The sequence below is a fragment of the Exiguobacterium sp. ERU653 genome, from assembly GCF_018617775.1.
Lineage (GTDB): Bacteria > Bacillota > Bacilli > Exiguobacteriales > Exiguobacteriaceae > Exiguobacterium > Exiguobacterium marinum.
On record NZ_JACSKV010000001.1, the window covers coordinates 729,763 to 753,091 of the forward strand.

Consider the following 23,329-nt stretch of genomic DNA (forward strand, 5'->3'; position numbering starts at 1 on the left):
ACAGTGGACCGAGAACTCTCGGTCTTTTCGTTTGGATTTTTCTGACAATCTCTTATCATACATGATACGATCATACATAATGTGTGACGGAGGTTACGATGCGATTTACAACCCGATTATTGATGATCATGCTCGGCAGTTTGATGTTGGTGACTGGATTTATCCATCTGGCTCGTCTATTTTGGGAATGGTTTCACGACCCGACAGACGGTGGAATTATACTACGTTTTTCTGGGAAAGATGGTGTTAGCGGCGACGCATTTGATGGGAAGCTCCGTATGTGGAAAGATGATGATCTTCCATTTTTAAAAAATGACTTTTTAGACTATACGTTCGGAACAGGTGGGACGGTAACAGAGACGGGAAATTCAGTCTGGATGTGGTTCCTTATTGGAGGCTTGATCGTTCTCCTGATTTTGACGCTCAGCATGCTACGTAAAAGAAAGGGTGTCGTCTCGACCATTGATTTCTCAAGAAACAGTGTGAAACGGGGAAACAGAACGACGAAAGCAAAAGGATTTGTAGAACCCAGTGAGATCCAATGGACCGATAGTGCGATTCGGAATGCGCTCATCCAGTTCAATTTGGATTTGCCGATTTCCTCAAGACACCAATCGAATGAGACGGTGTTGGATTGGTTCAAGCGGATCGGTGTGGAAGAGGTGGACCTCTCGCCTTATTGGAAATCAAGATATATAGACGAAGTGGTGAGTGATGAAGAATCTAGACGGTTTCGAGAGGCATTACATTTCAAGCGATTGGAAGACGGTAAGGGGTGATTGTGTATGAATGATGAAATAGAGGTGGTTGATTCCGATACGCGCAAGTCAATGGGTTCAGCTCGTTTGGTCAAGTCCAATCATCACTTCTACATCCATTGGAATGGGTTGATCATGGACTTCAATCGGCATGAATATGTGGCGGGTATTCGAATCATTGACGAGAATCACTTGTTCATCTGGGCGTTTACGTTAGAAGGGGAACCAACCAATGCGTGGGTGCTAGATGTAGACGGCGACATCAAACATTCATTTCACGCAGGTAACGCGATTGAAGCGGTTGAGATCAATGATACCGGGATCTGGGTTGGTTACGGGGACGAGGGCATCTTTGGAGAAGGGATCTCGACCGAGGCTCTCGTCTGCTTCTCAAAAGAGGGAACCGTACGTTTTCAATATAATCAAGAGGTCAGAAAGGCCCCAGTTCTTCATGACTGCGACGTGATGTGTACGTCAGAGAAGGGGGTATGGGTCATCTCTTCAATCGATGGTCGTCTCGTTCATGTCCATGCGAACGGGTGGATTGAAATATATCCGATGCCACGTCATCTCCTTGACTGTTCGTCGTTGATGATTGAAGACGGTGTTGCCTATGTCGAGAAAGAAGGACAAATTTATCGTTGGCCGTTTAAAGAGAGAGAGCGTGCCGAAGTCTTTCAGAATGATAACAAATGATAAAAGATTATTTTAGCTCATTACATATTTCAAATACCGTATTCAATATCTAATTATATATAAACAGAGGAGAACTAAATGATCTTACCAATCCATTCTAATATGCAAGAAGACATTCGCAATTTTTTTGTTGAATAATGGGGTTCAGCTCAAATGGTCGTCTCCTCGGGAACCTACGATTGTACAGAGCTCGGAGGATTTGTCTACATGAAATCAAATCAAATTCACGGTCTTGTTACATATGTTATGCGGGATGAGGAAATAGAAATCATATCTCTTGATAGCCTGATGGAGAATTGTGGGATTGGCTCTCGCTTACTCCAGACTGTTGAAGAAATTAGTATGAAGCATGGCGTTAAGCAATCAATTGTCATCACAACCAATGATAATTTGAGAGCACTCGGCTTTTATCAACGTCGTGGCTATCGTCTAGAACGAATCATTCATGATGCGGTGACGAGAGCAAGAAAACAGAAATCGACAATCCCACAAGTCGGATATGATAAGATTCCTTTATTGGATGAAATCCTACTCATCAAAAATCTGAAAGAACAGAAATGAGGAATTCACATGATCCGTTTTGGTATCATTGGTACAAACTTCATCACAGACTGGTTTATCGAAACAATCAATCAGTTGGACTACGTAGAAGTGACGGCACTTTACTCGCGCACGGAGTCGCGTGCTAACGAATATGCAGAAAGTCACTGCATCGTACATACGTTCACATCACTTGAAGAGATGGCGCAGAGTGATGTCATCGATGCGATCTATATTGCGAGCCCGAACTCGCTTCACGCCGAACAGAGCATCTTGTTCATGCAGCATGGCAAACACGTCCTGTGTGAAAAGCCGCTCGCCTCGAACGTTCAGGAAGTTACTCGTATGATTGAAGTCGCGAAGGAGAACGAGGTCGTCTTACTTGAGGCACTCCGTAATCTATTCATGCCGAACTTTGAACGGGTTCAACAGGCGATGGAGCGAATCGCTCCGGTACGTCGGGCCGTCTTCAATAAATCACAGTATTCTTCCCGATACGATTTGTATAAACAAGGGAAAAATCCGAATACATTCAATCCCGATTTTTCGAACGGGTCATTGATGGACCTTGGCGTCTATTTACTCGGTCCCGCCTTGAAATTGTTCGGTCAACCGAATGACGTCCAGGCGAGCGGTGTCAAACTCGAATCTGGAGTGGACGGAAGCGGGACGGTCATCCTTTCCTATGATGGCCTTGATGTAGTGGTCATGCACTCAAAGATCCATGCGACATCGACGCCTTCTGAGATTATCGGGGAAAAGGGACGCATCATCATCGATGATATTGCGACGTGCGATGATGTCCGTCTAGAGTTACGGGATGGCACATCAGAAATCATATCAGAAGCGCAGAACGCTCCGATGTCATATGAAATCGAAGCGTTCGTCCGAGCAATTAAAGCGGAGGATACAGAAACGGCTGTGCACTCAGCGACCGATATGATTCGCTTAGCTAATGTGATGACGACCGTGCGCAAACACGTTGGTGTGGTCTATCCAGCAGATAAATAAATATAAAACGGTCCTTGATGTCGTCTGCACATCAAGGACCGTTTCCATTATTCTTTGTTCAAATAGAGATACCTTAGAAACAATCCCAATACAATCGTCATGACGACGGCAGGGATGAGTCCAATTAGAAGTAGTGTGTTCATACCGTTTCCTTTCTGAGTGACTCGAGTCGTTCATGCATCTCATCAAAAGAATGGCTGTCCGTTAACAAGCTGAGCTCTGCATCGGCAAGTACCGTCACTTGAGTCGACCATTCTCGTTCAATCTCGATTTCGGATTTCTTGATTTCTACGTTGGCCCGCTCAACTTGCTTCGTATGAATCGTTTCAAGACGCGACCGAATCATATTGCGAAGAAGTGAGGTCAACTCATCTTTCAGTTGCGTCCGACCGTCTCCCTCGAAAAATTGACTCGCGTTCTTATAGCGCTTCAATACCGACTGATAAGGTGGTGTCTCGAGATGAATCGGTTCGACAGCCTGTCGTAGCCATGCCACGTCGAGTTCACGGTCGAATTCAAGCGTCGGAAGGAGAGATGCTTGACGTTCGGTCGACCGTTCGACCAAGGCGACGAACTCACGTTTAACGTATCGCTCCAACCGATACTGGAACACTTGGAGCTCTTGTTGGATGTCATAGGCGTATTTATCGAGCGTACGTCCAAGGGCACGCTCTAAGCTCTTCCTTGACCCATCGACCTCGACCGGATGGAAGGTTTCCTTGACGAAGTCTGAGAGGCGGAGGAGTGATCGCGTCTCGAGGTGGGCGAGGAGTTCTTTCGCTTCCCGGTCAAATAGGTCGATGAGAGCTGACACATCGAGTGCCGGCGGGTTCTCGAATAAAGCAATCAATTGCTTTTGACGATGTTCTTTCGCCGACGCGTCCTCTTTCGCTTCGTTCAATACACGATCAAATGCAGCGAGTAGCGCTGTCGTTTCTTCCTGGATACGCATCGCGTTCGCGAGACGAAGGTCTTTGTCGACATAGCGTTCAAGCGTCGAGACGAATCGATCGAATCCTGCGTCATCCCCCTGCATGGCGTTTCGGCTTGAAATTGGAAGGACGGTCGGTCTACGGACACCGAGCGCGGTCAACTGTTGTGAGACATAGTTTGTGACCGCATTCCGCTCCTCATCATCTGTCGCAAGATCGGAGGCGTTCACAAGGAAGAACATCTCGTGATCTCCCGTCCCTTGGACACGACCGAGCTGGATGACGAGCTCCCGGTCCGCTTCCGTGAACGCATGATTATAATACGTGACGAACAAGACGGCGTCCGCGTCACGCATGTAACCGAATTGCACCTCGCTGTGTCGGTTGAACTGTGAATCGGCTCCTGGTGTGTCGACGAAGACGATGCCACGTCGTGCCCAAGGGGAGTCGAGGTACAGTTCAATCTCTTTCACGATACAGCTTTTCTCTTCTTGTGCGACGAACGCGCAGAACGTGTCATAGTCGACGGTCTCCATTTGCCCGAGATAATCGAGCGGTGCTGATTTAACAGCATTGACGAATGGGTGGTCGACATCGAGTGAGGCGAGGGAAGTCCCATAATCTTGCAGCTCATCCTCAAGTTCATCGCGTGATTTGAAGGTGATCATCGCCGTTCGATTCGTCCGGCCGTTCGGCGGAACAATCTTCGTGATTGACGCCGTAAGCGGGTTCGGTGAGGTCGGTAGAACTGTCTCCCCGAGAAGGGCATTGAGGGTCGAAGATTTTCCGGCCGAAAACGCACCGAAGATGGCGAACGTGTATTGTTCATGCTTCGCACGCTCGATTTTCTTGCGTAATGTCGAGACACGGGAGCGGAACAATGGATGATTCTCTAATATTTCACATACCGCATTTTCATAAGAAAAATTAAAATCAAATAAGTCATAATCATCTTCTAAAAACGATGTCGATGCAACCTCTGATTCAACAACATTCGACTGTTTTTTAGGGAGGTACGTCGCGTCGACATAGTTTCGAACGGCTAACTGATCTAATTGATTCGAATCAAGTTGGAACTCCTCATATTTTCGAATCGAGTCCAAACGGTTGGAAAGACGAATCCGTAACGCTTCCGTATCGAGCGCTTCATACAACTCATCTTCTTCAGCTGAAAATAGTTCCAAGCGCGTGTCGACTTCAGCTTTCATGTACGTATCCGTCGAATGGACCCAAGGTTCTGATACTTTCGTCACCCATGTCGCCAGGGCCGTCTCGATGTCACGGCTGAACTGTAATACCGTGTCACCGCTGAGTGATGCGCCGGACTTCACTTGTTCAGTGATGAGTGAGCTCGGTGCAATCGGGAGGACATCGCCTTTCGGTAGCAAGGTCTCTGGAAGTTTCAAATCCCGAATGATGTCTTCCGCGTACTTCACGAGGTGCGGACGTAAATTCATATCAATCAAACGGTTGAACTCTTTGACCGCCACGTCTTCACGACGAGTGCGTTCTTGCTTCGTTTTCTCTTTCGAGAACAAAAAACCGACCTTGAAAGAGGGGGCACAACTCTCGAGATAGGAACGTAGCAATTCACGGAATTCATAGGTCATGATCGGTGCACTCTCGACGATTGGCGCCTGATGTTTGAAGAATTCGCGACGGAACGATGTCCACCATGCCCGTTTCTTCTCAAGGCGGTGCAGGCGAGATTGCATTTCCTTCGGACTCTTCTCATAGGTCGGCAATTGATCCAACGTCGATTGAATCGATGCTTCGTTGCGTCGGACCAACGTATGAATCAATGCATCAGCATGCTCGACTTGTTGCTGTTTCGATTCTTTGATGACTTGTCGAACATACGACCGCAAGCGCTCGACTTCGTTATAAGGGTGCTGTACATCACGAAGTGAAATATAGAATGTATCGTTCGGGACGATGTCATGATGACGGAATGCTTTCGTCAATGACGCCTTGAAGTCTACAAAGGAGAGCTCCCCTTCGTCGTGCTTGTCGATTTGGTTAATGATGATGGAGTAAGGACGTCCTTCCCGACTAAATTGTTTCATCAGGCCGATGTTTTGTTCCGATTGGACATGGTTGTAGTCCATCATGAAGAACAGGTGATCGGCCAAGAAGAGCGAGCGCTCCGTCGCTTGGCGATGTCGTTCATCCGTTGAGTCAATCCCTGGCGTATCCATCAACACGACGTGTTCATCAAATGGGAACCGGTCAATCGTATACTCGACTTCCTTGATTTCCTCGACTTTGCAATAGTCACTGATATTCGATAGGGAAGAAGAATCTAATGAAATCCAATCCGTATCATTGATCGCGACAGCTGCCGCTGATTCGCCACCACGTAATGTGACGATATTCGCACTCGTCGGAATCGGACTTGTCGGAAGGAATCCGTCCTCTAGCCAGTCGTTGAGCAATGTCGACTTCCCGGCTGAGAAGTGACCACAGACGGCAATCCATACTTCTTCATTCGTTACTTTTTGTAGGGCGGTCCGGGCGAGTCGTGCAGCGTCCGTCATCTCCTCTTGTTCAAACGTCAAAGCGAGCCGTGCCAATTGTTCTTGTTGTTCGTGCATGTTTCCCATCCCCTAATTATGATTCCGTCGTGATGCCGACACGGTGTCCGACATAGTCATCGTCCGTTAAACAAGCCATCACCAAATCGGCGACATCGTCCCTCGAAATTGGACCTGAATGTTTAGTCCCCAATACCTCTTTTGACACGATGATGTCTCCGCTCGATGGTTCATTGATCAGTTGAGTCGGGCAAATGACTGTGAAGGCCAATCCGGAATCTCGTAATAACTCGTAAGCCCGAGCGTGATCTTCGGCAGCGGTCGTCGTTGAGCGTTTCGATTCGCTCGTTTCAAAGCGGTAATTATCGCTGTCATGTGCCTGCAAGATGCCTGCGGTCCCGACTGTGATGATGCGGGACAAATCAAACTGTCGCATCGCTTCAACGACGAGTGGTGTGAATGTAGACAATACATTTTGTTTGTCCGTCCCTAACGCCGAGATGACGACGTCTGCAGATCGAACCGTTTCAATGACAGCCTCTCGGTCGGTCGCATCTCCTAGAATTTCATCGATCCCTTCATTGGAACCTAGCGACTGTCTTGTTAGAAGTGTGACGCGATGTCCCTTTTCGAGTAGGCGTTCAAGCACCCGTTCCCCTGTACGGCCACTTCCGCCGAATAAAGCAATTGTTGACAAGTAAACCCCTCCCCATCAAGATGAAAGAAATATCCAACGCCATCATAACACGGAAGCGTTCACAAAACTGCCTGAAATGGTTCATTTCCCCTTGAAAAGAATATGGTACGTTTTAGAATTGAGGAAGAAGGCAAAAAATACATATGACAGGTGTAAGAGAGGAAGGCACCACTACATGAAATTTGGGGCTAGAACTATTAAGACCGGACTGTCGGTCGCAATCGTCTTGCTGATTGCCGAGGCATTTCAATTCCAACAAATCGTCGTCCCGGCACTCGCTGCGTCACTGGCACTTCTGCCGTCTGTCTATCAGACTGGGCTTCGCCTAATCGAGGAGATGAAAGGGAATCTCATCGGAGCATTGCTTGCGGTCGGTTCCTTGCTACTGACTCCGAATCCGACACCGATTGCAATCGGATTCGTCATCATCATCGCCATCTCCATCCTTCTCTTTTTAAATTTAGAATCGACGACGCGCACCGTTATCTTGACGACGATTCTAATCATGGAAGGGGCAAGTCAGTCCGATATGCCGGTTTGGGTGTTTGCGGGCGAACGTTACTTACTCATCATGATGGGGATTACGGTTGCGTTAATCGTAAACGCACTTTTGTTCCCACCTCGGTATGAACGGAAACTCGAAGCACAAGTAACCGATGTCTTTCAAATGGTCGTCCGAATCGCGCGTTTGTTTGCTGAAACGGAAGGCGGTCGTTCATCATTCGAGTCGCTACCTGAAACGAAGAAGTTGCATAGTGACTCAAAGCAAACATATGCTTATTTTGAAGAAGAAATTAAAGCGAATCGCTGGCTTGAGAAGAAGACGCCGATTTTCCGACGAGCCGTTATTAAATCTAAGATGATTGAGACGAACCGGGCTGCACTCCATGTCATCGAGAAACTTGATCATGACTTCCATACAATCGAACAACTCCCCCCGCAACTAAGCGAAGAGTTGTATCGCCATATTCGTCACTTGTTACGTCGACATGAGCGTCTGTTTTCAGCCTATGAACTCGAGAACGAACATCTCATCGACAGGGAAGAGGATCTCATCCATGAGAACTTTGACTTTGCGAAACTGATGATTGAGAGAATGAGAGAAGAAGAGGAAGAACTCATTCTCATCGTTGTGCCACTCGTGGCGACGATGACCGATTGGGTCAAGGCAATGAATGAACTCGAACGCTATCTTGTAACTGAAATGAAGAAACATGGGGACAACTTAAAAGTGGAACCACGTAAGAAATGGTTTTTCGAGGATTAAGGGACGAGCAAGCCATCAAGAAAATTACAACCACCATTTCATAAGACCATGAATGAGTGCACAGAATCGAGTGTACCTTCGTGGTTTTTTGTAGTGATTTTTTCTTGATTATCAGTCGATTATAAAGGGTGAATAGCTACTATAAAACAATGAGTTTACAACAATGCATTTGGTAATAAACGTAAATTATGTTAGTCTAGAGAAATCATTGATAACGTTGCCTTTATGACTTGATTTTGAAGGGGGATGCACATGAACAGGATTTTAGTAACACTCTTCCTGATGACCGCCATGATGATGTCTTTGATTGGTTGTGGCGCGACATCCTCTACTGAAGAAATTGATCCTCGCCCAGTTATCTCATTTGATGCCGGAACCATTCTCGCAGATGCTCAAAATCATCAAATAAAAATGTTAATGTTATCAAGTTTACCGATGGATACGGTAGATGTGGCAGGGGCAGTCGAAGAGCTAGAAGGATTCAAAGCAGAAAATGATATATACCTTGATGAACTGAACGGATTGAAACAGAAGGAAGCGACTTCTGAAGACTATAAAATGTTACTTATGGAATATCTTCAAGAAGAAAATGACTACATCGACAAAACGATTGAAGCCGTATACGCCAAAGATCTTTCTCGACCGAGTCGATTTTCAATGGAAACACTCTATGCGAGAGCGAACGAAAAAATCGCACGATTCCGCTACGAGCCGAAGTAAAGCTATTATCCATCATCACACTCGAGAGAAATTACGAAATACGAAGGAAACGAACCGATTAAAAGGTTCGTTTTTTCTGATTCATCCGAGGTACAATCATCTTACTCCATAAAACTTTGGGACGGAAGAGGATTTAAATGATCAAACGGTCGTTTGAGCAGGTTACGAAGTATTGGAACATTTTAGTTGATGGCGATGAGTATGCTGTAAACTACGGAAAAATAGGGACGATTGGAAAGGTACAAGTAAAGTCTTTTGAGTCAGATTTAGCGTGTATGAAAGAGGCAGAGAACCTCATTCGTCAAAAGTTGAGAAGTAGAGGATCAATTATATTTGATGAGTTAGATGAACGCTTAAGTACATTCCCGACCGAATCCTGAAACTTTTCGAGAAGAAACACGTATACAATAGAGACAGATACATAAGAACGATAGGGGGATTCACCATGTCAGAAACAACACCGACACCAGAAGAAGGTGTCACACCACAACGAATCAGTGGAACACTTCCAATCGAGGCACGTGCCGTCTTCCGGTTATCAAGTGCGATTTTTTATATCATTGGACTTCTCGTCACGGGAGCGCTCGTGGCTGCCGCATATTGGTTCGACTGGCCGACTTGGCTACAGGTTGGTTTAATCGTGCTACTCGTCATCGATGTCGTCTATAGCTTGATTGATCTCATCTGGTTCCAAAAGTGGAAACAAGAACGATTCACGTATGACGTCCAGCCGCTCGAGATTCGGATTCATCATGGAATTATCACGACACACGATGTGCTCATCCCGATGACAAAAGTCCAGTATGTCCATGCGGCACAAGGACCGCTTCTCCGTAAATATGGGTTACAGACCATCACCATCGGGACAGCGGCCGGATCTCATGACATCTATGCAATCGAGGAGTCATTCGCCAAGACACTCCGCGAGCAGATTGCCATCTATGCACGTATTGAAGAGGAGGATGTCGTATGACCGAGACTGCGTTAACATGGCATCGACTCCCGAGTCGCGTTTTGGTGCTGCGTATTCTCGAAGTCATCAAGTCGTTCGCCATTCCAATCGTCTTACTCTTTGTGCTTAACAACGACTGGGAATCGACATTCGGAATCATCATCCGCGTCGGAATCTTACTCTTCCTATTACTCGACATTGTCCAAAAGTTCTTTGGATGGTTAAACTTCCGATATGCACTCGATGAAAAGACCGTCTATGTCATCGAAGGGAACTGGTTGAAAAAAGAAAAGTCGCTTCCGCTTTATAAAATTCAAAGCGTCCATTCCAACAGCCCGTTCCTCTATCGATTGCTTGGTGTCGTGGAATTGACGTTCGATACGAATGCCAACAGTGACGATGCATCATTCAAACTGGCTGGTGTCTTTCCGACCGAAGCCAAACGACTTGAAGAGATTCTCGAGCAAGTTCGTCATCGGAAACAGAATGCACAAACCGAAGGCGATTCTGAAGAGTCGGATGCGACACCTGAACAGTCAGAGCCGTTACCAAGCCGTCTGTTATACGCCTTGTCGACGCGCGAAATCGTGTTGGCTTCCGTCACATCGCTCTCTGTCTTCGCCATCTTCCCTGTCGCCTCGACAATCATCTCGTCGATTGACGACTTCATCAACTTGGATGGGGCGTTCAATCAGGTCGAAGATTATGTCATCCGTGCGTCCATCATCGTCATCGGTCTTCTCGTCATCGGGGTGTTGATGCTATCGGTCGTGATCGGCATGGTCATCAACTTCTTGAAGTATGGGAACTTCCGGCTCGAGCGGAGAGGGGAGCGCATTCGTGTCGAAAAAGGATTGTTGAACCGGAGTGCGAAAGAGATCCCATATGAGAAAATTCAAGCGATTCGCATCAAGGAGACGTTCATCCGTCGCTGGTTCCACATCGTCGGAGTCGAACTCGTGGCAGCAGGGACGATGGATGAATTGAAGGACGAGTCGTCGACGATTCTCCCGTTCGTGCGGCGTGACCGGGCGATGCGCGTCCTACGTGAACACTTTGCGTATTTCACATGGTCGGATGAATTGCATCGACTCCCGAGACGGGCGTTAGGAATCAAACTACTACGAATCAGCTGGTTCGGCTTCATCCTATCAGGACTCGTGCTCTACTTCTTCCGAGATTACGCATGGTGGCTCCTCCTGTTATGGGCCATTATCATCGGAGGACGCGTGCTCAGTTACGTCACAACCAAGTATGTCCGCACCGATCAATTCATTCAGTTACGGACTGGAGCATTCAACGTCCAATCGTTCTTGACGGACAAACCGCGAATCGAACAGATTCAAGTGAAGCAATCGCTCTTGCAACGTCGGTTCGGACTTTGTACGGTTCAATTCTCGACTCGAGGAGGATTCTTGTCCATCGAGACAATTGACGACATTCCGAAAGAAGAAGCGGACGAGATGCTCGTCTGGTTCTCTCGTTATAACGAACTCAAAGAAAAACGCTCAGGATAAAGTTTCCTGAGCGTTTGAATTATTTGTGATTTTCGTGTCAAATGATGTTTCTCTTACTGAAAACGCGGATAAAGTATGGTATGATGCAAGTAGAAAGAGACCGGTGCTCGACACACCGACCTCTGGCTTACAGGCTACCACTTTAAGAGTGGTCCCAGCCGCCACAATGGTTAGTGAATCAGAAAGTGACCCATCTCATTGCGCCGAGGGGGTCATTTTTTTGTGCGTTCAGACGTTGCACGATCGGATGTTCGGTGAATCACCAAGTGAACGATGATCGGAGCGAGGATTGGGATCATGACATAATCTCCAACCCAGGTCCAAAGTTGTTCCATCCGCACCACCGCCTTCCTCCATTGTGGACTTGGCGGCTGACCCCACTATTGCTGCGTTAACCTGCCCCTTCATTATAACAGATTTGTTCGTAAAATGACGTTAAAAATAAGAACAAACGTTCTTGTTTTTCAAAATGAATCTTTTGATGGAATTGGTCTCATGAATGGGTCCAAAGAAGGAATTGAGTCGAATCGCTCTTGCTTGTTAGATGTCTGACAGGATATAATCAATTTCGTGTGTATACACGGGTGGGTGAGGGTGCCAATAAAGGATTGATTCCTATGGCAAAACAAACAGAATGGAAAACAGAAACATACGGGGGCGTGCTGAACTTCCTGGCGACAGCATACATCCCGGCCGTGCATGCGGCAATTTTGACACAAGCCGGACTCCCGTTCGAAGGGGCGCTCGTCGGAGCGATTTTGACAAGCATCATCGGGACGTTGATTGCGGGATTCTTCAATCTTCCGCTGCTCTTGTTACCGGGGATGGGGATTAACGCGCTCTTCACGTACACGCTCGTCTTGCAGATGGGCTTGAGCTGGCAAAGTGCGCTCGCCGTCTCGTTCGTCTCAGGTGTACTCGTCGTATTGTTGACGGTGACCAAAGTGGCGAGGAAATTGGCGAACGCCTTTCCACCAATCATTCATGACGGATTGACGGTCGGTCTCGGCCTCTTCCTCATCTTGATTGGTCTCGAGGCGGCTGGAATCGTCTCAGGCGGGGGTGGGGCATTGCTCCACATCGGTGACCTCGGTGAGCGTAACGTCCAGGTGGCCTTTTTATCACTCTTCGTCGCCATCTTGCTGTTCTTGAAGATGGGACCGAGCAGCTTCCTTTGGACGATCGGTTTCGGTGTCGGACTTAGTGCCGTGATGGGAACACTAGAATGGACGGGAAGCTTCGCATTGACACCATTTTTCGAGTCATTCGGCACGGTATTCGGAAACATCTCGTTCGCGGAATCTGCGTCTCCGCTCTTCTTGGTCGCGGTCGGTGTACTGACGCTCGTCTTGTTGATTGAAAACATCAGCTTGATCCAGAATCAGACACGGGCAATCGGCAAAGAAGAAGAGGCGCCGAAAGGTCTCGTCGCACAAGGTTTGTCGACGATGGCCGGGGCCATGTTCGGGTCAAGCCCAACTGTCTCAACAGTCGAAGTGGCTGCCGGGATCTCGGTCGGTGCACGAGGCGGGATTGCTTCATTCGTCACGTCTGGATTGTATGTGGTATCGCTCATATTGCTACCACTCTTTGCAATCATCCCTGTGACGGCGATTGCACCGGTGTTGATTATCATCGGCATGATGATGTTCCAAAACGTGAAGCATTTGCCTCTCGATAACTGGGAGCATGCCTTCCCGGCGATTCTCGTCATCATCATGATCCCGTTCACATATTCCATCGTCGATGGGATCGGTCTCGGGTTCATCGCATACACGATGATTGTTTTGTTCAAGAAGGGCTACCGGTCACTCAGTCCGGTCGTCGGTGTCTTGACCGTATTGTTCTTAGTTTTCTTCTCATTACCAGTCTGGTTATAGAGACACGCACGGCATCGTTCATCACGAACGGTGCCCTTTTTATAAGAATCGAATGAGACGGTTCATGCTATAATCGCTGTAATTCGTGACTCCTCAGTCAAAAATGGATTCCAATCCCTCAATAAAGAACATTCATCACTAAATGGGGCATTCGAAGTGACCAGGATGTATGCGTATGTGGATTTGAAGAGTGGAAGTTTGGTGAAGATGATGAAGTAAGAGAAGTGTGGATGCTCGTTCAATGAACGGACATTTTTTTATTCGTCGGTAAATAACTGAATATTCCGTTAAGGTGCATGGTATAATATTTTTAATCCTATTTCCAAATAAAGGATTAAATTTATGAGGGGAACCGTCACTTGAGATGAAATCGAATATACATAAACGGAAACATCAATGAAGCAAGCCAAGACAATCTTTGTATCAGGAATTCTATTCTCCTTGCTAATGGTCGCCTTCATCTCCTATTTCGGTCAACTAGGCTATCGTTACTATTCATCAATAGATATCTCAGGGAGCGGCATTGCGATTTGGTCACTGACTGTCATGACAAACGAAAGTTATTAGGAGGAGGAAGAAAACAATTACGGCTCATTCTCGTCCGACTGGCGATGATTCATGGATCGAACGCGTTTGTTGCGTCATCATGTTTTACTTCATATGTCAGTCGTCACAAACAGCCGCACGCCGAATTGATTCACATCAATCACGCGATGCTGCTGAAATCTTCAGGGTGATGAAAGGAGAAACACATGCAACGAATGACGAGCTTACTCATATGTTGTGCCGGACTGCTTGCAAGCACGACGACCGTATCAGCCGAGATGACAGAATCTTCGCCGGAAGGATTTGCGGATGCATATTTTTATGACATTGTGATGGATCATATTCGAGGGGACGACCCGACTTACTATCATATGACCGACAGCGAGAACATCACGTTCGGTCCGTTGTTAGAGACGTATATCCCGTCAACCTCTTGCTACAAAACGGGGGAAACGTGCACGTTCGTCCCTAAAAAAGAATATGTAGCGACCGTCTTTCAAGATGATGAACCGGTCAACGTGATCGGAACGTATGAACAATCAGCGGGTACATATGCGTTCTCAACGTTCGGTTCAGATAAAGAAACCCCAAAAGCGTTGATAGACGTACAAGGCGATCTCGTGAAATACACAGAAAAGTCCGCGTGGTTTGATTATGACGGGGGCATGTTGACGGCACTGACAACCTACTCAAAACAGATGGTCAGCGGGGATGCAATTTCAACGAAGGACTTCCAAACCTTATTGATTGAAGAGCATGCAAGTCTCGAGGAATCTGCTGAAGAAGGGATGATGGGTGGCGCGGGTGACTATTCGGATGAAGCAAAATCAAACAATCCAACATCGAGCCTCAATCGATTGATTGGCTTTGCGGTGTTAGCGATGTTTCCATTCGGATATTGGTTCCTCAAGAGACGAAAAACAGCATGATGTCAAAAGACTTATACAATCAACATGGACCTTTAGAAATAGTGATCATACCGAGTCATGCACTGAAAGAAGGAGAAGCAAACCGATTGATTTTTCGACATCTGAAGAATGAGGACTTTCCATTGCGCATTGAACGGAAACGGACTGTGAAAGCTACGAGAAAACAACGCTTCTCTTTTGAACGGCAAGAAAAGCATGTGACGACCAAAATCATCAAGAATCTTGAGACATTAGAATCGGAACTAACTCTCTCTCTGTATGAGGTGCTTGTCCTCTATATAGGAGGAGATTGGGTCGTAAGTTATTACGAAGACGGGTTGACGCTTCAAGGAAACCAAGTGAGACATGTCGTGACAGCTGGTATTGTCCAAATCGAGACATTCTTTGAACATGTGGTTAGAGGCGCGTTTCCCATCAAATTGGCGTTTGGTTTAGGTGGAACGTACGGTCCTCGTGAGAACGTTTATCGCTTCACGTTGCATAACCCAGACTGGAGAGGATTGATTGAAGAGGAATTATTGCCTCAGCTTCAAGTTCCGAAGGCGAAGAATGTGTGGCAGTCCCTTTCATATCCGACATACGAGCAGACATTTGATACGTTTACTACTGAATTTCATCCAAATATACTAGGAAATTTCATACTCGCACATGATGCTGACGATACGTACTCTTTCATTGATCATGTGAATGGGGATATCAAGATTTTTTGAATTCTAAATACAGAGGGGTAGTGTAGTGAGTTACATACAACATATGCGTCAATTAATCGGATCGAATCTATTAATCACTATAGGATGTGGAGTCCTCATCGAACAGGACAATCAAATTCTATTGCAACACCGAAAAGATCATCGCGTTTGGGGAATCCCTGGTGGCGTTATGGAGCCTGGGGAATCATTTGAAGAGACAGCCATCCGTGAAACTCTCGAAGAGACGGGGCTCTCCGTGGATAATTTGAAACTGTTCGGAATCTATTCTGGTGATGAGGGATATGCCACTTATGAAAACGGTGATCGCGTCTATAGTGTTCAAGTCATCTTTTACACCCATTCATTCTCAGGAGAAATCGCTCAATTGACAGACGAAAGTCACGAACATCGATTTTTCTCAAGAGAAGACCTACCGCGATTACATCAACATCAACGTCGGTTCATTGACGATTGGGTCGAACAGGTTAATTTCCCCGTCGTGAAGTGATATTCATCTCGCGACAAACAACCCCTCATGCACGCATGAGGGGTTTCTTCACATATAGGGTCCGTTCGCCTGAATGACGAACTGCGAATGTGCGTAGTGGTAGGTGATCCGTGAATAGTCGAAAGGCTTCCCGTTCGTCAGATGAAAGATCGTTTCGATGCGAAGCGTTGGATCATTTTCTTGCAATCCGAGGTGTTCCGCTTCCACGTCCGTCAATCGCCCGACCTGTAGATACATGTCAGAAAAACCAATTGTGACACCGAGCGCACTTTGGACATAATCGAAAATAGAGTCGCCCACAATCTCGCGATTCAAATAAGGGACGATGGCTTTTACATAATACGATTCTTCATGACAAAGCACTTCCCCGTCCACATATCTTACCCGTTCGACCCGGTACACATCGTCAGTCACGTAAATCCCGAGATTTTCCGCAACCGTAGCGTCTGGCTTCACGACGGACACATCAATCACATCAGACGTCAAGACGCGGTCTCCGAGATTGCTCTTGAACCCTTGGGTAGAGAAGAGGCTCATATAGCCAGGTCGATTATGTCGTCTGACGAAAATGCCGCTTCCCCGCAGTTGAAAAATGACACCCTTTCGTTCGAGCAGCTCTAAAGCTTTCGTGATGGTGCTCTTGCTCACCGCATATTGATTCATCATCTGCTCAAGGACAGGGAGCTTATCGCCTTGTTTTAAGTTTTGTTCATGGATGTATTGTTCGATTTCATTCGCGATTTGTTGGTATTTTAGCATGGTCATTCCTCACTTTTTCGTCACTGGTTCTATTATATCATGAAAAAAACAAAAGTAATTCAATGTACCGACCTTGTATAATTGTACCGGTACAATTATACTTGCCATGTATGATATATCAAAAGGAGGAACAGAGGATGAAGACGTTACCTAAAGATTTCCTATGGGGAGGCGCACTCGCCGCTCATCAATTCGAGGGTGGTTGGGACGCTGATGGCAAAGGACCGAGTGTCGTCGATGTCTTGACGGCAGGTGCACACGGCGTCGCGCGCCGGATCACGGACAAGGTCGAACCGAATGAGTTCTATCCGAACCATGAGGCGATTGATTTCTATCATCGTTACAAAGAAGATGTGGCCCTCTTCGCTGAAATGGGATTGAAATGTTTACGTACATCGATCGGGTGGAGTCGCATCTTCCCGAACGGGGATGATGCAGCACCAAACGAGGCGGGTCTCCAATTTTATGACGACTTGTTCGATGAGTTACTCAAACATGACATCGAACCGATCATCACGCTCTCGCATTTCGAGATGCCGCTCCACCTTGCCCGTGAATACGGTGGCTTCCGCAACCGTGCCGTCGTCGACCATTTCGTCCGCTTCGCGGAGGTCTGCTTCGACCGTTACAAAGACAAGGTCAAATACTGGATGACGTTCAACGAGATCAACAACAAGATGGACGTCAACAATCCGCTCTTCTTATGGACGAATTCGGGTGTTCTCCTAGAAGAAGGGGAGAATGCCCGCGAAGTCATGTATCAGACGGGGCACCACGAACTGATTGCGAGCGCCCTCGCCGTCGCCAAAGGGAAAGAAATCAATCCGGACTTCGAAATCGGGGCGATGGTGTCGCATGTCCCAATCTACCCGTATTCATCGAACCCGGACGACGTCATGCTCGCCGAAGAGATGATGCGCCAACGCTATTTCTTCCCGGACGTACAAGTACGTGGGTTCTATCCGAGTTACGCATTGAACGAGTTCGAGCGCGAAGGATACAACATCCCGATCCTTGAAGGGGACGAAGAGGTTTTACAGAACGGGAAAGTCGATTATCTCGGCTTTAGCTACTATATGTCGACGACCGTGAAGAGTGACGTCGTCGCGGACAACAGCGGAGATATCGTCAACGGTGGTCTGCCGAATGGTGTCGAGAATCCGTATATCCAGTCGAGTGACTGGGGCTGGGCGATTGACCCGGTCGGTCTCAGATATGTGCTCAATCGTCTGTATGACCGCTATCAGATTCCGCTCTTCATCGTCGAGAACGGATTCGGTGCCGTCGATGAGATTGTCGACGGGAAGATTCATGACGCATCCCGAATCGATTATTTGAAGGCCCATATCGAACAATTGAAGCAAGCCGTCCTCTATGACGGGGTCGACTTGATTGGGTACACCCCTTGGGGCATTATCGACATCGTCTCGTTCACGACAGGCGAGATGAAGAAGCGATATGGGATGATTTATGTCGACCGTGACAATGAAGGGAACGGCTCGATGGAGCGGATGAAGAAAGACTCGTTCGACTGGTATAAGCGTGTCATCGCAACGAATGGAGAGAATCTATAAATAAGATGAGCAAAGAACTGTGAAATGTCTGCAGGTCTTTGCTTATTTTCGTTATAATGTAGAAAATGACGATCCAGGAGGGAAGCCTGATGGAAGTGAAACAACATGGACCGGTGACGGCCGTTAGTGCCAAAGTAAAGAACGGTCCATTCGAAATGTCGATGTATGTGTATTACATCGACGGCATGATCATCGATACGGGGACACGGACGATGCTACCGTCTCTCCAATCGTTTTATGAATCGGTCCCAATCGACCTTGTCAGTATCACACACCCTCACGAAGACCATATCGGAACGGCAGCTTGGCTTGATCAAACGTACAGGGTACCGATCTACATACGTGAATCCGCATTGGAAATGTGCCGAACGGGACTAGACATCCCGGATTACCGGGCGCGCTTCTCCGGTGACCCGGAACCGTTTCAACCAATCCCCTATCATGACAATCAAATCACGTCAGAACATCATTCCTATGAGGTGATCCATACACCCGGCCATGAACCGAATCACGTCGTCTTATACGATGAGGAGAACGGTCGACTGTTCTCAGGTGATTTGTTCGTCCATCCGTATCCGAAAGTGATGATTCCAGAGGAGTCGGTCCCTGAACAGATCCGTTCGCTCAAGCGTGTCCTGACACTTGATTTCGAGGAAGTATACTGCCAACATGCCGGGCGTCTCGAACAGGGGAGGGCGCAATTGACTAAAAAGCTTGACTACCTAGAACGCTTGACCGATGACGTGATCACGAAAACGGCTGCGGGCTATACGATTGACGATATCAACGCCCATCTCTTCCCTGATCCGTCACCGCTCGTCAAAATCTCCAAGCGGGATTATGACTCCAGGCATATGATTTCAAGTATTCTTCGGGAAGTCTACGAACAACTTCGTTGACAGAAGGCGGATCACCTAGTATTCTAAATGTAGGATTAAACGTTTAAACTTTTAAACGGAGTGATGAATATGAAACAAACAGATACAACACCCGAGTTATCGCTTTCTTTATTTGAAGATGCGATCCCACTGTTCCAAGTATTAGCCGATGTCAATCGGCAACGGATCATCGTCGAGATCGCCAAACATGAACGCTTGAACGTCAATCAGATTGATGAAAAGATCGAGTTGTCTCGACCGGCCATCTCGCATCATCTTAAACTGTTGCGACAAGCGGGCATCGTCTCATCCGAGAAAGTCGGGACAGAGAACTTTTACTTCCTGACGCTCGAGGACGCGGTCGGACTGCTGAAGGCACTGACACGAGCGATTGAAGACGAATGCATCCTTTGACCTTTCTTTTTGGAAACAGAGAGAAAGGCTTCTTTTCCACCAATACGTTTAAAAGTTTAAACATATAAACATTAAAAGGGAATGAACATGAATCAGAAACAAACCATTGTCATCACAGGAGCATCGAGAGGAATCGGCCGGGCAACGGTCGAACTGTTCAGCAAACGAGGCTGGACTGTCGCTGCGACGATGCGACAACCTGAGAATCATCAAGAGTTGTCTAATCTGAAAGGGGTGTCGCTCTATCAGCTAGATGTGACGAACGAGACGAGTATTCGAGAGGCATTTGAACAAATCGTCTCGGATCACGGAACGATCGATGTGTTGTTGAACAATGCCGGGTACGGTGCGGTCGGGATTTTCGAGGAAGCCTCGCCGGAACAGATTCAACGGCAATTTGATACGAACGTCTTCGGGGTCATGAACGTGATTCGGGCAGCACTTCCATACTTACGCAAACAGCGGAGCGGACGGATTGTGACCGTCTCCTCCGTCGGTGGACAGATCACATTCCCAATTTACAGCTTGTATCACAGTTCAAAATGGGCGATTGAAGGATTCATCGAATCGCTTCAGTTCGAATTGGCACCATTCAATATCAACATGAAATTGATTGAACCGGGACCAATCAAGACAGACTTTTACGGTCGTTCCCAAGAACTCGTTCGCGACCAACCGCTCGATGTATATGATGACTATACGGAGGTCGCACTTCATAACACGAACGTCGCTGGTGCGAACGCCGAAGGACCTGATGTCGTCGCCGAGACGATTTGGCGCGCTGCGACCGAACGGAAGAAACGACTCCGTTATCCATCGGGTAAACAGGCAGGGTTATTGATTGCGCTCAAGCGCTATCTTCCGAACCGTCTATTCTTCGCGATTGTTCGAGGTGTCGTTGAAAAGAAGTAATAAATCACATCCTTTTTGTTTTCTATGGAAAATGAGAAGGATTTTTTAATGGTGTTTTTGAAGATGCATCACCTCACGATAGTGTAACCACAAACTTGATGACTTTTTGGATACAGATAGACATCTATTCAGGCTCATGATATTATCATAAGTAATAATATTATTAAATGTGATAATAATGAGGTGAAGATGATGGACCAAGACGTTTTAAAAAGCCTGTTGAACCCGATTCGCATGAAAATCTTTCAACATGTTCTGATGAATGAAGGAGTGACGACCGCTGATTTGGCAAAAGTACTTCCTGATGTACCGCAGGCGAGCCTCTATCGCCATATCAACAAGATGGTACAAGATGAAATCTTATCCGTCGTCAGCGAGAACAAAGTACGCGGGGTGTATGAGAAGGTGTACGCGATTCAAAACAACCCGTTGACCAGCATCAACAAGATTGTGGAGAAAGAGGACCGCGAACAACTGTACATGGTCTGTTATACATTCACGATGTCACTGCTCATGGATTTTGGGAACTATCTGAAGCGCGACTCGATTGACCTTCAGAAAGACAAAGTTGGATTCCGAAGTATCCCGCTTTATCTGTCCGATTCTGAAAGTGATCGATTCTTAAAAGGTCTCTATGATCTATTAGAAAGTATGCTCGAACATGAACCGTCAGAAGAACGGACGTTACGAAAATTCTCCTATGCCGTCATGCCGGTCGGAGAAAAGGAGGAAGCGGAAGATGTATAAACAAGAAGAGGTATTGATTCAAGGAGAAACAATGATTGCTGCTACCCTCACGTCACCCAATCAGAATCAGTCGAACTTTCCAGCCATCGTCCTCATCGGCGGTACGGGAGGATTGAACCGGGACGGAAACGGGATCGGATTCAAGTCGAATGTGTATAAAGACTTAGCAGAATGGCTGTCGACACAAGGATTCGTCACGTTACGCTATGACAAACGTGGGGTTGGCAAGAGTGGCGGCAATCGAAGTAGCGTCGGTCTGACAGGACTCGTTGATGACGTGACGGCTATCGTACGTTATCTGAAATCTCATGACCATGTCTCACAAGACATTTTATTGCTCGGTCATAGTGAAGGATGCATCGTCGCAACGCTCGCGGCCGAACGTGAATCCGTTTCCGGTCTCATCCTGTTGTCCGGTGCCGGTGTCGCCTTGAAGACGAGCATGCAGGAACAGGCATATGCTTTGCTCGAAGAAGTGAAACGTACGAAAGGAATCAAGGGCAAGCTGCTTCGACTTAGCTTGAACGAGAAGTCGGTCATCGGGAAACAAGAAAAACTGTTCGAGCGCGTCACAGCAACGAATCAAGATACGATGCGGATCCAGCTGATGAAATTTCCTGCCAAATGGTTACGGGAGCATCTTGCTTACACAAACGAGTCGTTTCGGGAACGATTGGTTCAGTTGAACATTCCGACGCTCGCACTGACAGGGGACCGGGACGTTCAAACGGACGTCCAGCATCTAGACGAGCTCGACGCACTTCACGCGGAACATATCGAGGTACAGAAGATTAAGGATATGGACCATATGTTGAAACATTTCGACGGTGAGATGAGTATTTTGGACGTGAAAAAACAATATCGTTCACAACTCAGGGAACCGCTCCATCCTGAGCTACAGCATCAACTTCACGAATGGCTCATCCACCACAATTGGACATCATGACGAAAAGACAGCGGATTCTGCTCCGCTGTCCTTTTTACGAATGTAGGAATCGCTCGACGTTTCCCATCGAGAAATGACGGCACCACTGAACAAAGTGTCCGCCTGGTACGGCAATCAATTGTACAGAGGGATGGAGTTGTCGTTCCGCTCGTTTGACATGATAAAGCGTCCGTTTCGCCTCTTTCAAACCAATACCTGTGAAGTCTGCATAGTAAAGTTGCGTCGGGACTTGGAGCCGTTGTAGCAAGTCGGTGAAATCAAGTCCGTCATATCCGAACAACAAATGTAATCCACCGGACGACAGACGTGCCGGACGCTCGAAAGCTGTTCGAACGTTTGCGGTCGGTTCAACCCCGATCCGTCGACAGAACACTTGGAACCGCTCTTCAGAAAACGTGGAGTCACTCTTGTTCATGCGAGCTTCAAACCAGTTTAAAAGATGTTGTGGAGAGCAGTGATACAGTAGTCGCAAAAGCGGGAAGGTGAAGCCGAAGATGCCGTATTCACGATATGGGAGCACAGCATTCGGTTTATGACCTTGGTCGAGTAGTATTAAGCGCCTGACTCGGTCGGGATAATGGACCGCGTAGGCGAGAGCAATCGCGCCCCCCATCGAATGACCGATTAATCGAACAGCATCAAGTTTTCGAGAGATTCGATACGACTCGACCCAGTCCGCTAGTACTTTGGATGTGGCGTATGTATGTAGCCCCTCACTTTCACCAAATCCCGGTAAATCTAAGAGATGGACTTCAGATTTTTTATGTAGGGCTTCAACGAACTGTAATCCTTGCGATCCAGTGAAGCCCCCACCGGGAAGGAATAATACGGGATCACCTTGGCCATGAATCGTGACTTGAAATTGTCTCACGTCATCTCTCCTCTATACAATGAAGTGGTTTCCATTCAAGTATAAAGATAGT

General features: G+C 47.1%; 24 protein-coding genes. 19 read left to right on the top strand and 5 right to left on the bottom strand.

All coding sequences use genetic code 11. The features are described 5' to 3' along the window. Nucleotides 1–98 precede the first annotated feature (98 nt). From KNO95_RS03775 to KNO95_RS03790, 4 genes are all read left to right on the top strand, one after another. Nucleotides 99–779 carry an LPXTG cell wall anchor domain-containing protein gene (locus tag KNO95_RS03775; RefSeq protein WP_026825995.1) on the top strand — a complete coding sequence of 227 codons (681 nt, stop codon included), beginning with the start codon at nt 99–101 and terminating at the stop codon, nt 777–779. 6 nt (nt 780–785) lie between these two features. Beyond that, a complete protein-coding gene (locus KNO95_RS03780; RefSeq protein ID WP_214878331.1) occupies nt 786–1,454 on the top strand; it encodes a hypothetical protein in 669 nt (222 codons plus the stop codon). 153 nt (nt 1,455–1,607) lie between these two features. Further along, complete coding sequence (locus tag KNO95_RS03785) at nt 1,608–2,015, top strand: GNAT family N-acetyltransferase (RefSeq protein ID WP_326931452.1); 408 nt, start codon at nt 1,608–1,610, stop codon at nt 2,013–2,015. A 9-nt stretch (nt 2,016–2,024) separates the two neighbouring features. After that, nucleotides 2,025–3,005 carry a Gfo/Idh/MocA family protein gene (locus KNO95_RS03790; protein WP_026825993.1) on the top strand — a complete coding sequence of 327 codons (981 nt, stop codon included), beginning with the start codon at nt 2,025–2,027 and terminating at the stop codon, nt 3,003–3,005. A 139-nt stretch (nt 3,006–3,144) separates the two neighbouring features. On the opposite strand, the gene KNO95_RS03795 is transcribed toward KNO95_RS03790, so the two are convergent. Together KNO95_RS03795 and KNO95_RS03800 are read right to left on the bottom strand one after the other, a co-directional pair. Further along, nucleotides 3,145–6,531, bottom strand: coding sequence for a dynamin family protein (locus tag KNO95_RS03795; RefSeq protein WP_026825991.1), 3,387 nt, complete (start codon nt 6,529–6,531; stop codon nt 3,145–3,147). 16 nt (nt 6,532–6,547) lie between these two features. Beyond that, nucleotides 6,548–7,168 (bottom strand): NAD(P)-dependent oxidoreductase, encoded by a 621-nt coding sequence (locus KNO95_RS03800; RefSeq protein ID WP_026825990.1) that lies wholly within the window; start codon nt 7,166–7,168, stop codon nt 6,548–6,550. Between the two features lie 175 nt (nt 7,169–7,343). Here KNO95_RS03800 and KNO95_RS03805 point away from each other — a divergent pair, with 175 nt between their 5' ends. The 5 genes from KNO95_RS03805 to KNO95_RS03825 all read left to right on the top strand — a co-directional run bounded on the left by KNO95_RS03805 (nt 7,344) and on the right by KNO95_RS03825 (nt 11,624). Beyond that, a complete protein-coding gene (locus KNO95_RS03805) occupies nt 7,344–8,435 on the top strand; it encodes an FUSC family protein (RefSeq protein WP_026825989.1) in 1,092 nt (363 codons plus the stop codon). Between the two features lie 252 nt (nt 8,436–8,687). Further along, on the top strand, nt 8,688–9,155 hold the full coding sequence (locus KNO95_RS03810; protein WP_026825988.1) for a hypothetical protein: 468 nt from the start codon (nt 8,688–8,690) through the stop codon (nt 9,153–9,155). A gap of 137 nt (nt 9,156–9,292) precedes the next feature. Continuing rightward, on the top strand, nt 9,293–9,535 hold the full coding sequence (locus KNO95_RS03815) for a WGR domain-containing protein (protein WP_034771062.1): 243 nt from the start codon (nt 9,293–9,295) through the stop codon (nt 9,533–9,535). A 65-nt stretch (nt 9,536–9,600) separates the two neighbouring features. Then, a complete protein-coding gene (locus tag KNO95_RS03820; protein ID WP_026825987.1) occupies nt 9,601–10,128 on the top strand; it encodes a PH domain-containing protein in 528 nt (175 codons plus the stop codon). Next, complete coding sequence (locus tag KNO95_RS03825; RefSeq protein ID WP_026825986.1) at nt 10,125–11,624, top strand: PH domain-containing protein; 1,500 nt, start codon at nt 10,125–10,127, stop codon at nt 11,622–11,624. Before KNO95_RS03820 ends, KNO95_RS03825 begins: the two co-directional genes overlap by 4 nt. A gap of 212 nt (nt 11,625–11,836) precedes the next feature. Here the strand turns inward: KNO95_RS03825 and KNO95_RS14450 are convergent, their stop codons facing one another. Beyond that, nucleotides 11,837–11,959 (bottom strand): hypothetical protein, encoded by a 123-nt coding sequence (locus KNO95_RS14450; RefSeq protein WP_255349577.1) that lies wholly within the window; start codon nt 11,957–11,959, stop codon nt 11,837–11,839. A 282-nt stretch (nt 11,960–12,241) separates the two neighbouring features. Between KNO95_RS14450 and KNO95_RS03830 the strand changes: the two genes are divergently transcribed. The 4 genes from KNO95_RS03830 (at nt 12,242) to KNO95_RS03845 (ending at nt 16,176) form a co-directional block, all read left to right on the top strand. Continuing rightward, complete coding sequence (locus KNO95_RS03830) at nt 12,242–13,504, top strand: NCS2 family permease (RefSeq protein WP_026825985.1); 1,263 nt, start codon at nt 12,242–12,244, stop codon at nt 13,502–13,504. A 752-nt stretch (nt 13,505–14,256) separates the two neighbouring features. After that, entirely contained in the window at nt 14,257–14,979 is a 723-nt protein-coding gene (locus KNO95_RS03835) for a hypothetical protein (protein WP_026825983.1), read from the top strand. A 122-nt stretch (nt 14,980–15,101) separates the two neighbouring features. Further along, the gene (locus KNO95_RS03840; RefSeq protein ID WP_152538885.1) at nt 15,102–15,689 is read left to right on the top strand and encodes a hypothetical protein; all 588 of its coding nucleotides are present in this window, start codon (nt 15,102–15,104) and stop codon (nt 15,687–15,689) included. Between the two features lie 25 nt (nt 15,690–15,714). Then, nucleotides 15,715–16,176, top strand: coding sequence for an NUDIX hydrolase (locus KNO95_RS03845; RefSeq protein WP_026825981.1), 462 nt, complete (start codon nt 15,715–15,717; stop codon nt 16,174–16,176). Nucleotides 16,177–16,224: 48 nt separating this feature from the next. Here KNO95_RS03845 and KNO95_RS03850 read toward each other — a convergent pair whose 3' ends face one another. After that, nucleotides 16,225–16,935, bottom strand: a complete 711-nt coding sequence (locus KNO95_RS03850; RefSeq protein ID WP_026825980.1) for a GntR family transcriptional regulator — start codon at nt 16,933–16,935, stop codon at nt 16,225–16,227. 137 nt (nt 16,936–17,072) lie between these two features. Here KNO95_RS03850 and bglA point away from each other — a divergent pair, with 137 nt between their 5' ends. From bglA to KNO95_RS03880, 6 genes are all read left to right on the top strand, one after another. Next, nucleotides 17,073–18,509, top strand: a complete 1,437-nt coding sequence (gene bglA, locus KNO95_RS03855) for a 6-phospho-beta-glucosidase BglA (protein ID WP_026825979.1) — start codon at nt 17,073–17,075, stop codon at nt 18,507–18,509. An 89-nt stretch (nt 18,510–18,598) separates the two neighbouring features. Next, nucleotides 18,599–19,408: an MBL fold metallo-hydrolase gene (locus KNO95_RS03860; RefSeq protein ID WP_051545975.1), complete on the top strand. Its 810-nt coding sequence runs from the start codon at nt 18,599–18,601 to the stop codon at nt 19,406–19,408. 69 nt (nt 19,409–19,477) lie between these two features. Beyond that, nucleotides 19,478–19,801, top strand: coding sequence for an ArsR/SmtB family transcription factor (locus KNO95_RS03865; protein WP_026825977.1), 324 nt, complete (start codon nt 19,478–19,480; stop codon nt 19,799–19,801). Nucleotides 19,802–19,888: 87 nt separating this feature from the next. Further along, nucleotides 19,889–20,713 (top strand): SDR family oxidoreductase, encoded by an 825-nt coding sequence (locus tag KNO95_RS03870; RefSeq protein ID WP_214878333.1) that lies wholly within the window; start codon nt 19,889–19,891, stop codon nt 20,711–20,713. Between the two features lie 192 nt (nt 20,714–20,905). Further along, nucleotides 20,906–21,460 (top strand): helix-turn-helix domain-containing protein, encoded by a 555-nt coding sequence (locus KNO95_RS03875; protein ID WP_026825975.1) that lies wholly within the window; start codon nt 20,906–20,908, stop codon nt 21,458–21,460. Beyond that, nucleotides 21,453–22,406, top strand: coding sequence for an alpha/beta hydrolase (locus tag KNO95_RS03880; RefSeq protein WP_051545974.1), 954 nt, complete (start codon nt 21,453–21,455; stop codon nt 22,404–22,406). Before KNO95_RS03875 ends, KNO95_RS03880 begins: the two co-directional genes overlap by 8 nt. A 34-nt stretch (nt 22,407–22,440) precedes the next feature. Here the strand turns inward: KNO95_RS03880 and KNO95_RS03885 are convergent, their stop codons facing one another. Then, entirely contained in the window at nt 22,441–23,277 is an 837-nt protein-coding gene (locus tag KNO95_RS03885; RefSeq protein WP_026825974.1) for an alpha/beta hydrolase, read from the bottom strand. Between the last annotated feature and the right edge of the window lie 52 nt (nt 23,278–23,329).

Excerpts from the sequence above, each read along its gene's own strand:
- KNO95_RS03775 (WP_026825995.1), top strand. The coding sequence starts at position 99 with ATGCGATTTACAACCCGATTATTGATGATCATGCTCGGCAGTTTGATG.
- KNO95_RS03780 (WP_214878331.1), top strand. The coding sequence starts at position 786 with ATGAATGATGAAATAGAGGTGGTTGATTCCGATACGCGCAAGTCAATG.
- KNO95_RS03785 (WP_326931452.1), top strand. The coding sequence starts at position 1,608 with ATGGTCGTCTCCTCGGGAACCTACGATTGTACAGAGCTCGGAGGATTT.
- KNO95_RS03790 (WP_026825993.1), top strand. The coding sequence starts at position 2,025 with ATGATCCGTTTTGGTATCATTGGTACAAACTTCATCACAGACTGGTTT.
- KNO95_RS03795 (WP_026825991.1), bottom strand. The coding sequence starts at position 6,531 with ATGCACGAACAACAAGAACAATTGGCACGGCTCGCTTTGACGTTTGAA.
- KNO95_RS03805 (WP_026825989.1), top strand. The coding sequence starts at position 7,344 with ATGAAATTTGGGGCTAGAACTATTAAGACCGGACTGTCGGTCGCAATC.
- KNO95_RS03810 (WP_026825988.1), top strand. The coding sequence starts at position 8,688 with ATGAACAGGATTTTAGTAACACTCTTCCTGATGACCGCCATGATGATG.
- KNO95_RS03815 (WP_034771062.1), top strand. The coding sequence starts at position 9,293 with ATGATCAAACGGTCGTTTGAGCAGGTTACGAAGTATTGGAACATTTTA.
- KNO95_RS03820 (WP_026825987.1), top strand. The coding sequence starts at position 9,601 with ATGTCAGAAACAACACCGACACCAGAAGAAGGTGTCACACCACAACGA.
- KNO95_RS03825 (WP_026825986.1), top strand. The coding sequence starts at position 10,125 with ATGACCGAGACTGCGTTAACATGGCATCGACTCCCGAGTCGCGTTTTG.
- KNO95_RS14450 (WP_255349577.1), bottom strand. The coding sequence starts at position 11,959 with ATGGAACAACTTTGGACCTGGGTTGGAGATTATGTCATGATCCCAATC.
- KNO95_RS03830 (WP_026825985.1), top strand. The coding sequence starts at position 12,242 with ATGGCAAAACAAACAGAATGGAAAACAGAAACATACGGGGGCGTGCTG.
- KNO95_RS03835 (WP_026825983.1), top strand. The coding sequence starts at position 14,257 with ATGCAACGAATGACGAGCTTACTCATATGTTGTGCCGGACTGCTTGCA.
- KNO95_RS03850 (WP_026825980.1), bottom strand. The coding sequence starts at position 16,935 with ATGCTAAAATACCAACAAATCGCGAATGAAATCGAACAATACATCCAT.
- bglA (WP_026825979.1), top strand. The coding sequence starts at position 17,073 with ATGAAGACGTTACCTAAAGATTTCCTATGGGGAGGCGCACTCGCCGCT.
- KNO95_RS03860 (WP_051545975.1), top strand. The coding sequence starts at position 18,599 with ATGGAAGTGAAACAACATGGACCGGTGACGGCCGTTAGTGCCAAAGTA.
- KNO95_RS03865 (WP_026825977.1), top strand. The coding sequence starts at position 19,478 with ATGAAACAAACAGATACAACACCCGAGTTATCGCTTTCTTTATTTGAA.
- KNO95_RS03870 (WP_214878333.1), top strand. The coding sequence starts at position 19,889 with ATGAATCAGAAACAAACCATTGTCATCACAGGAGCATCGAGAGGAATC.
- KNO95_RS03875 (WP_026825975.1), top strand. The coding sequence starts at position 20,906 with ATGGACCAAGACGTTTTAAAAAGCCTGTTGAACCCGATTCGCATGAAA.
- KNO95_RS03880 (WP_051545974.1), top strand. The coding sequence starts at position 21,453 with ATGTATAAACAAGAAGAGGTATTGATTCAAGGAGAAACAATGATTGCT.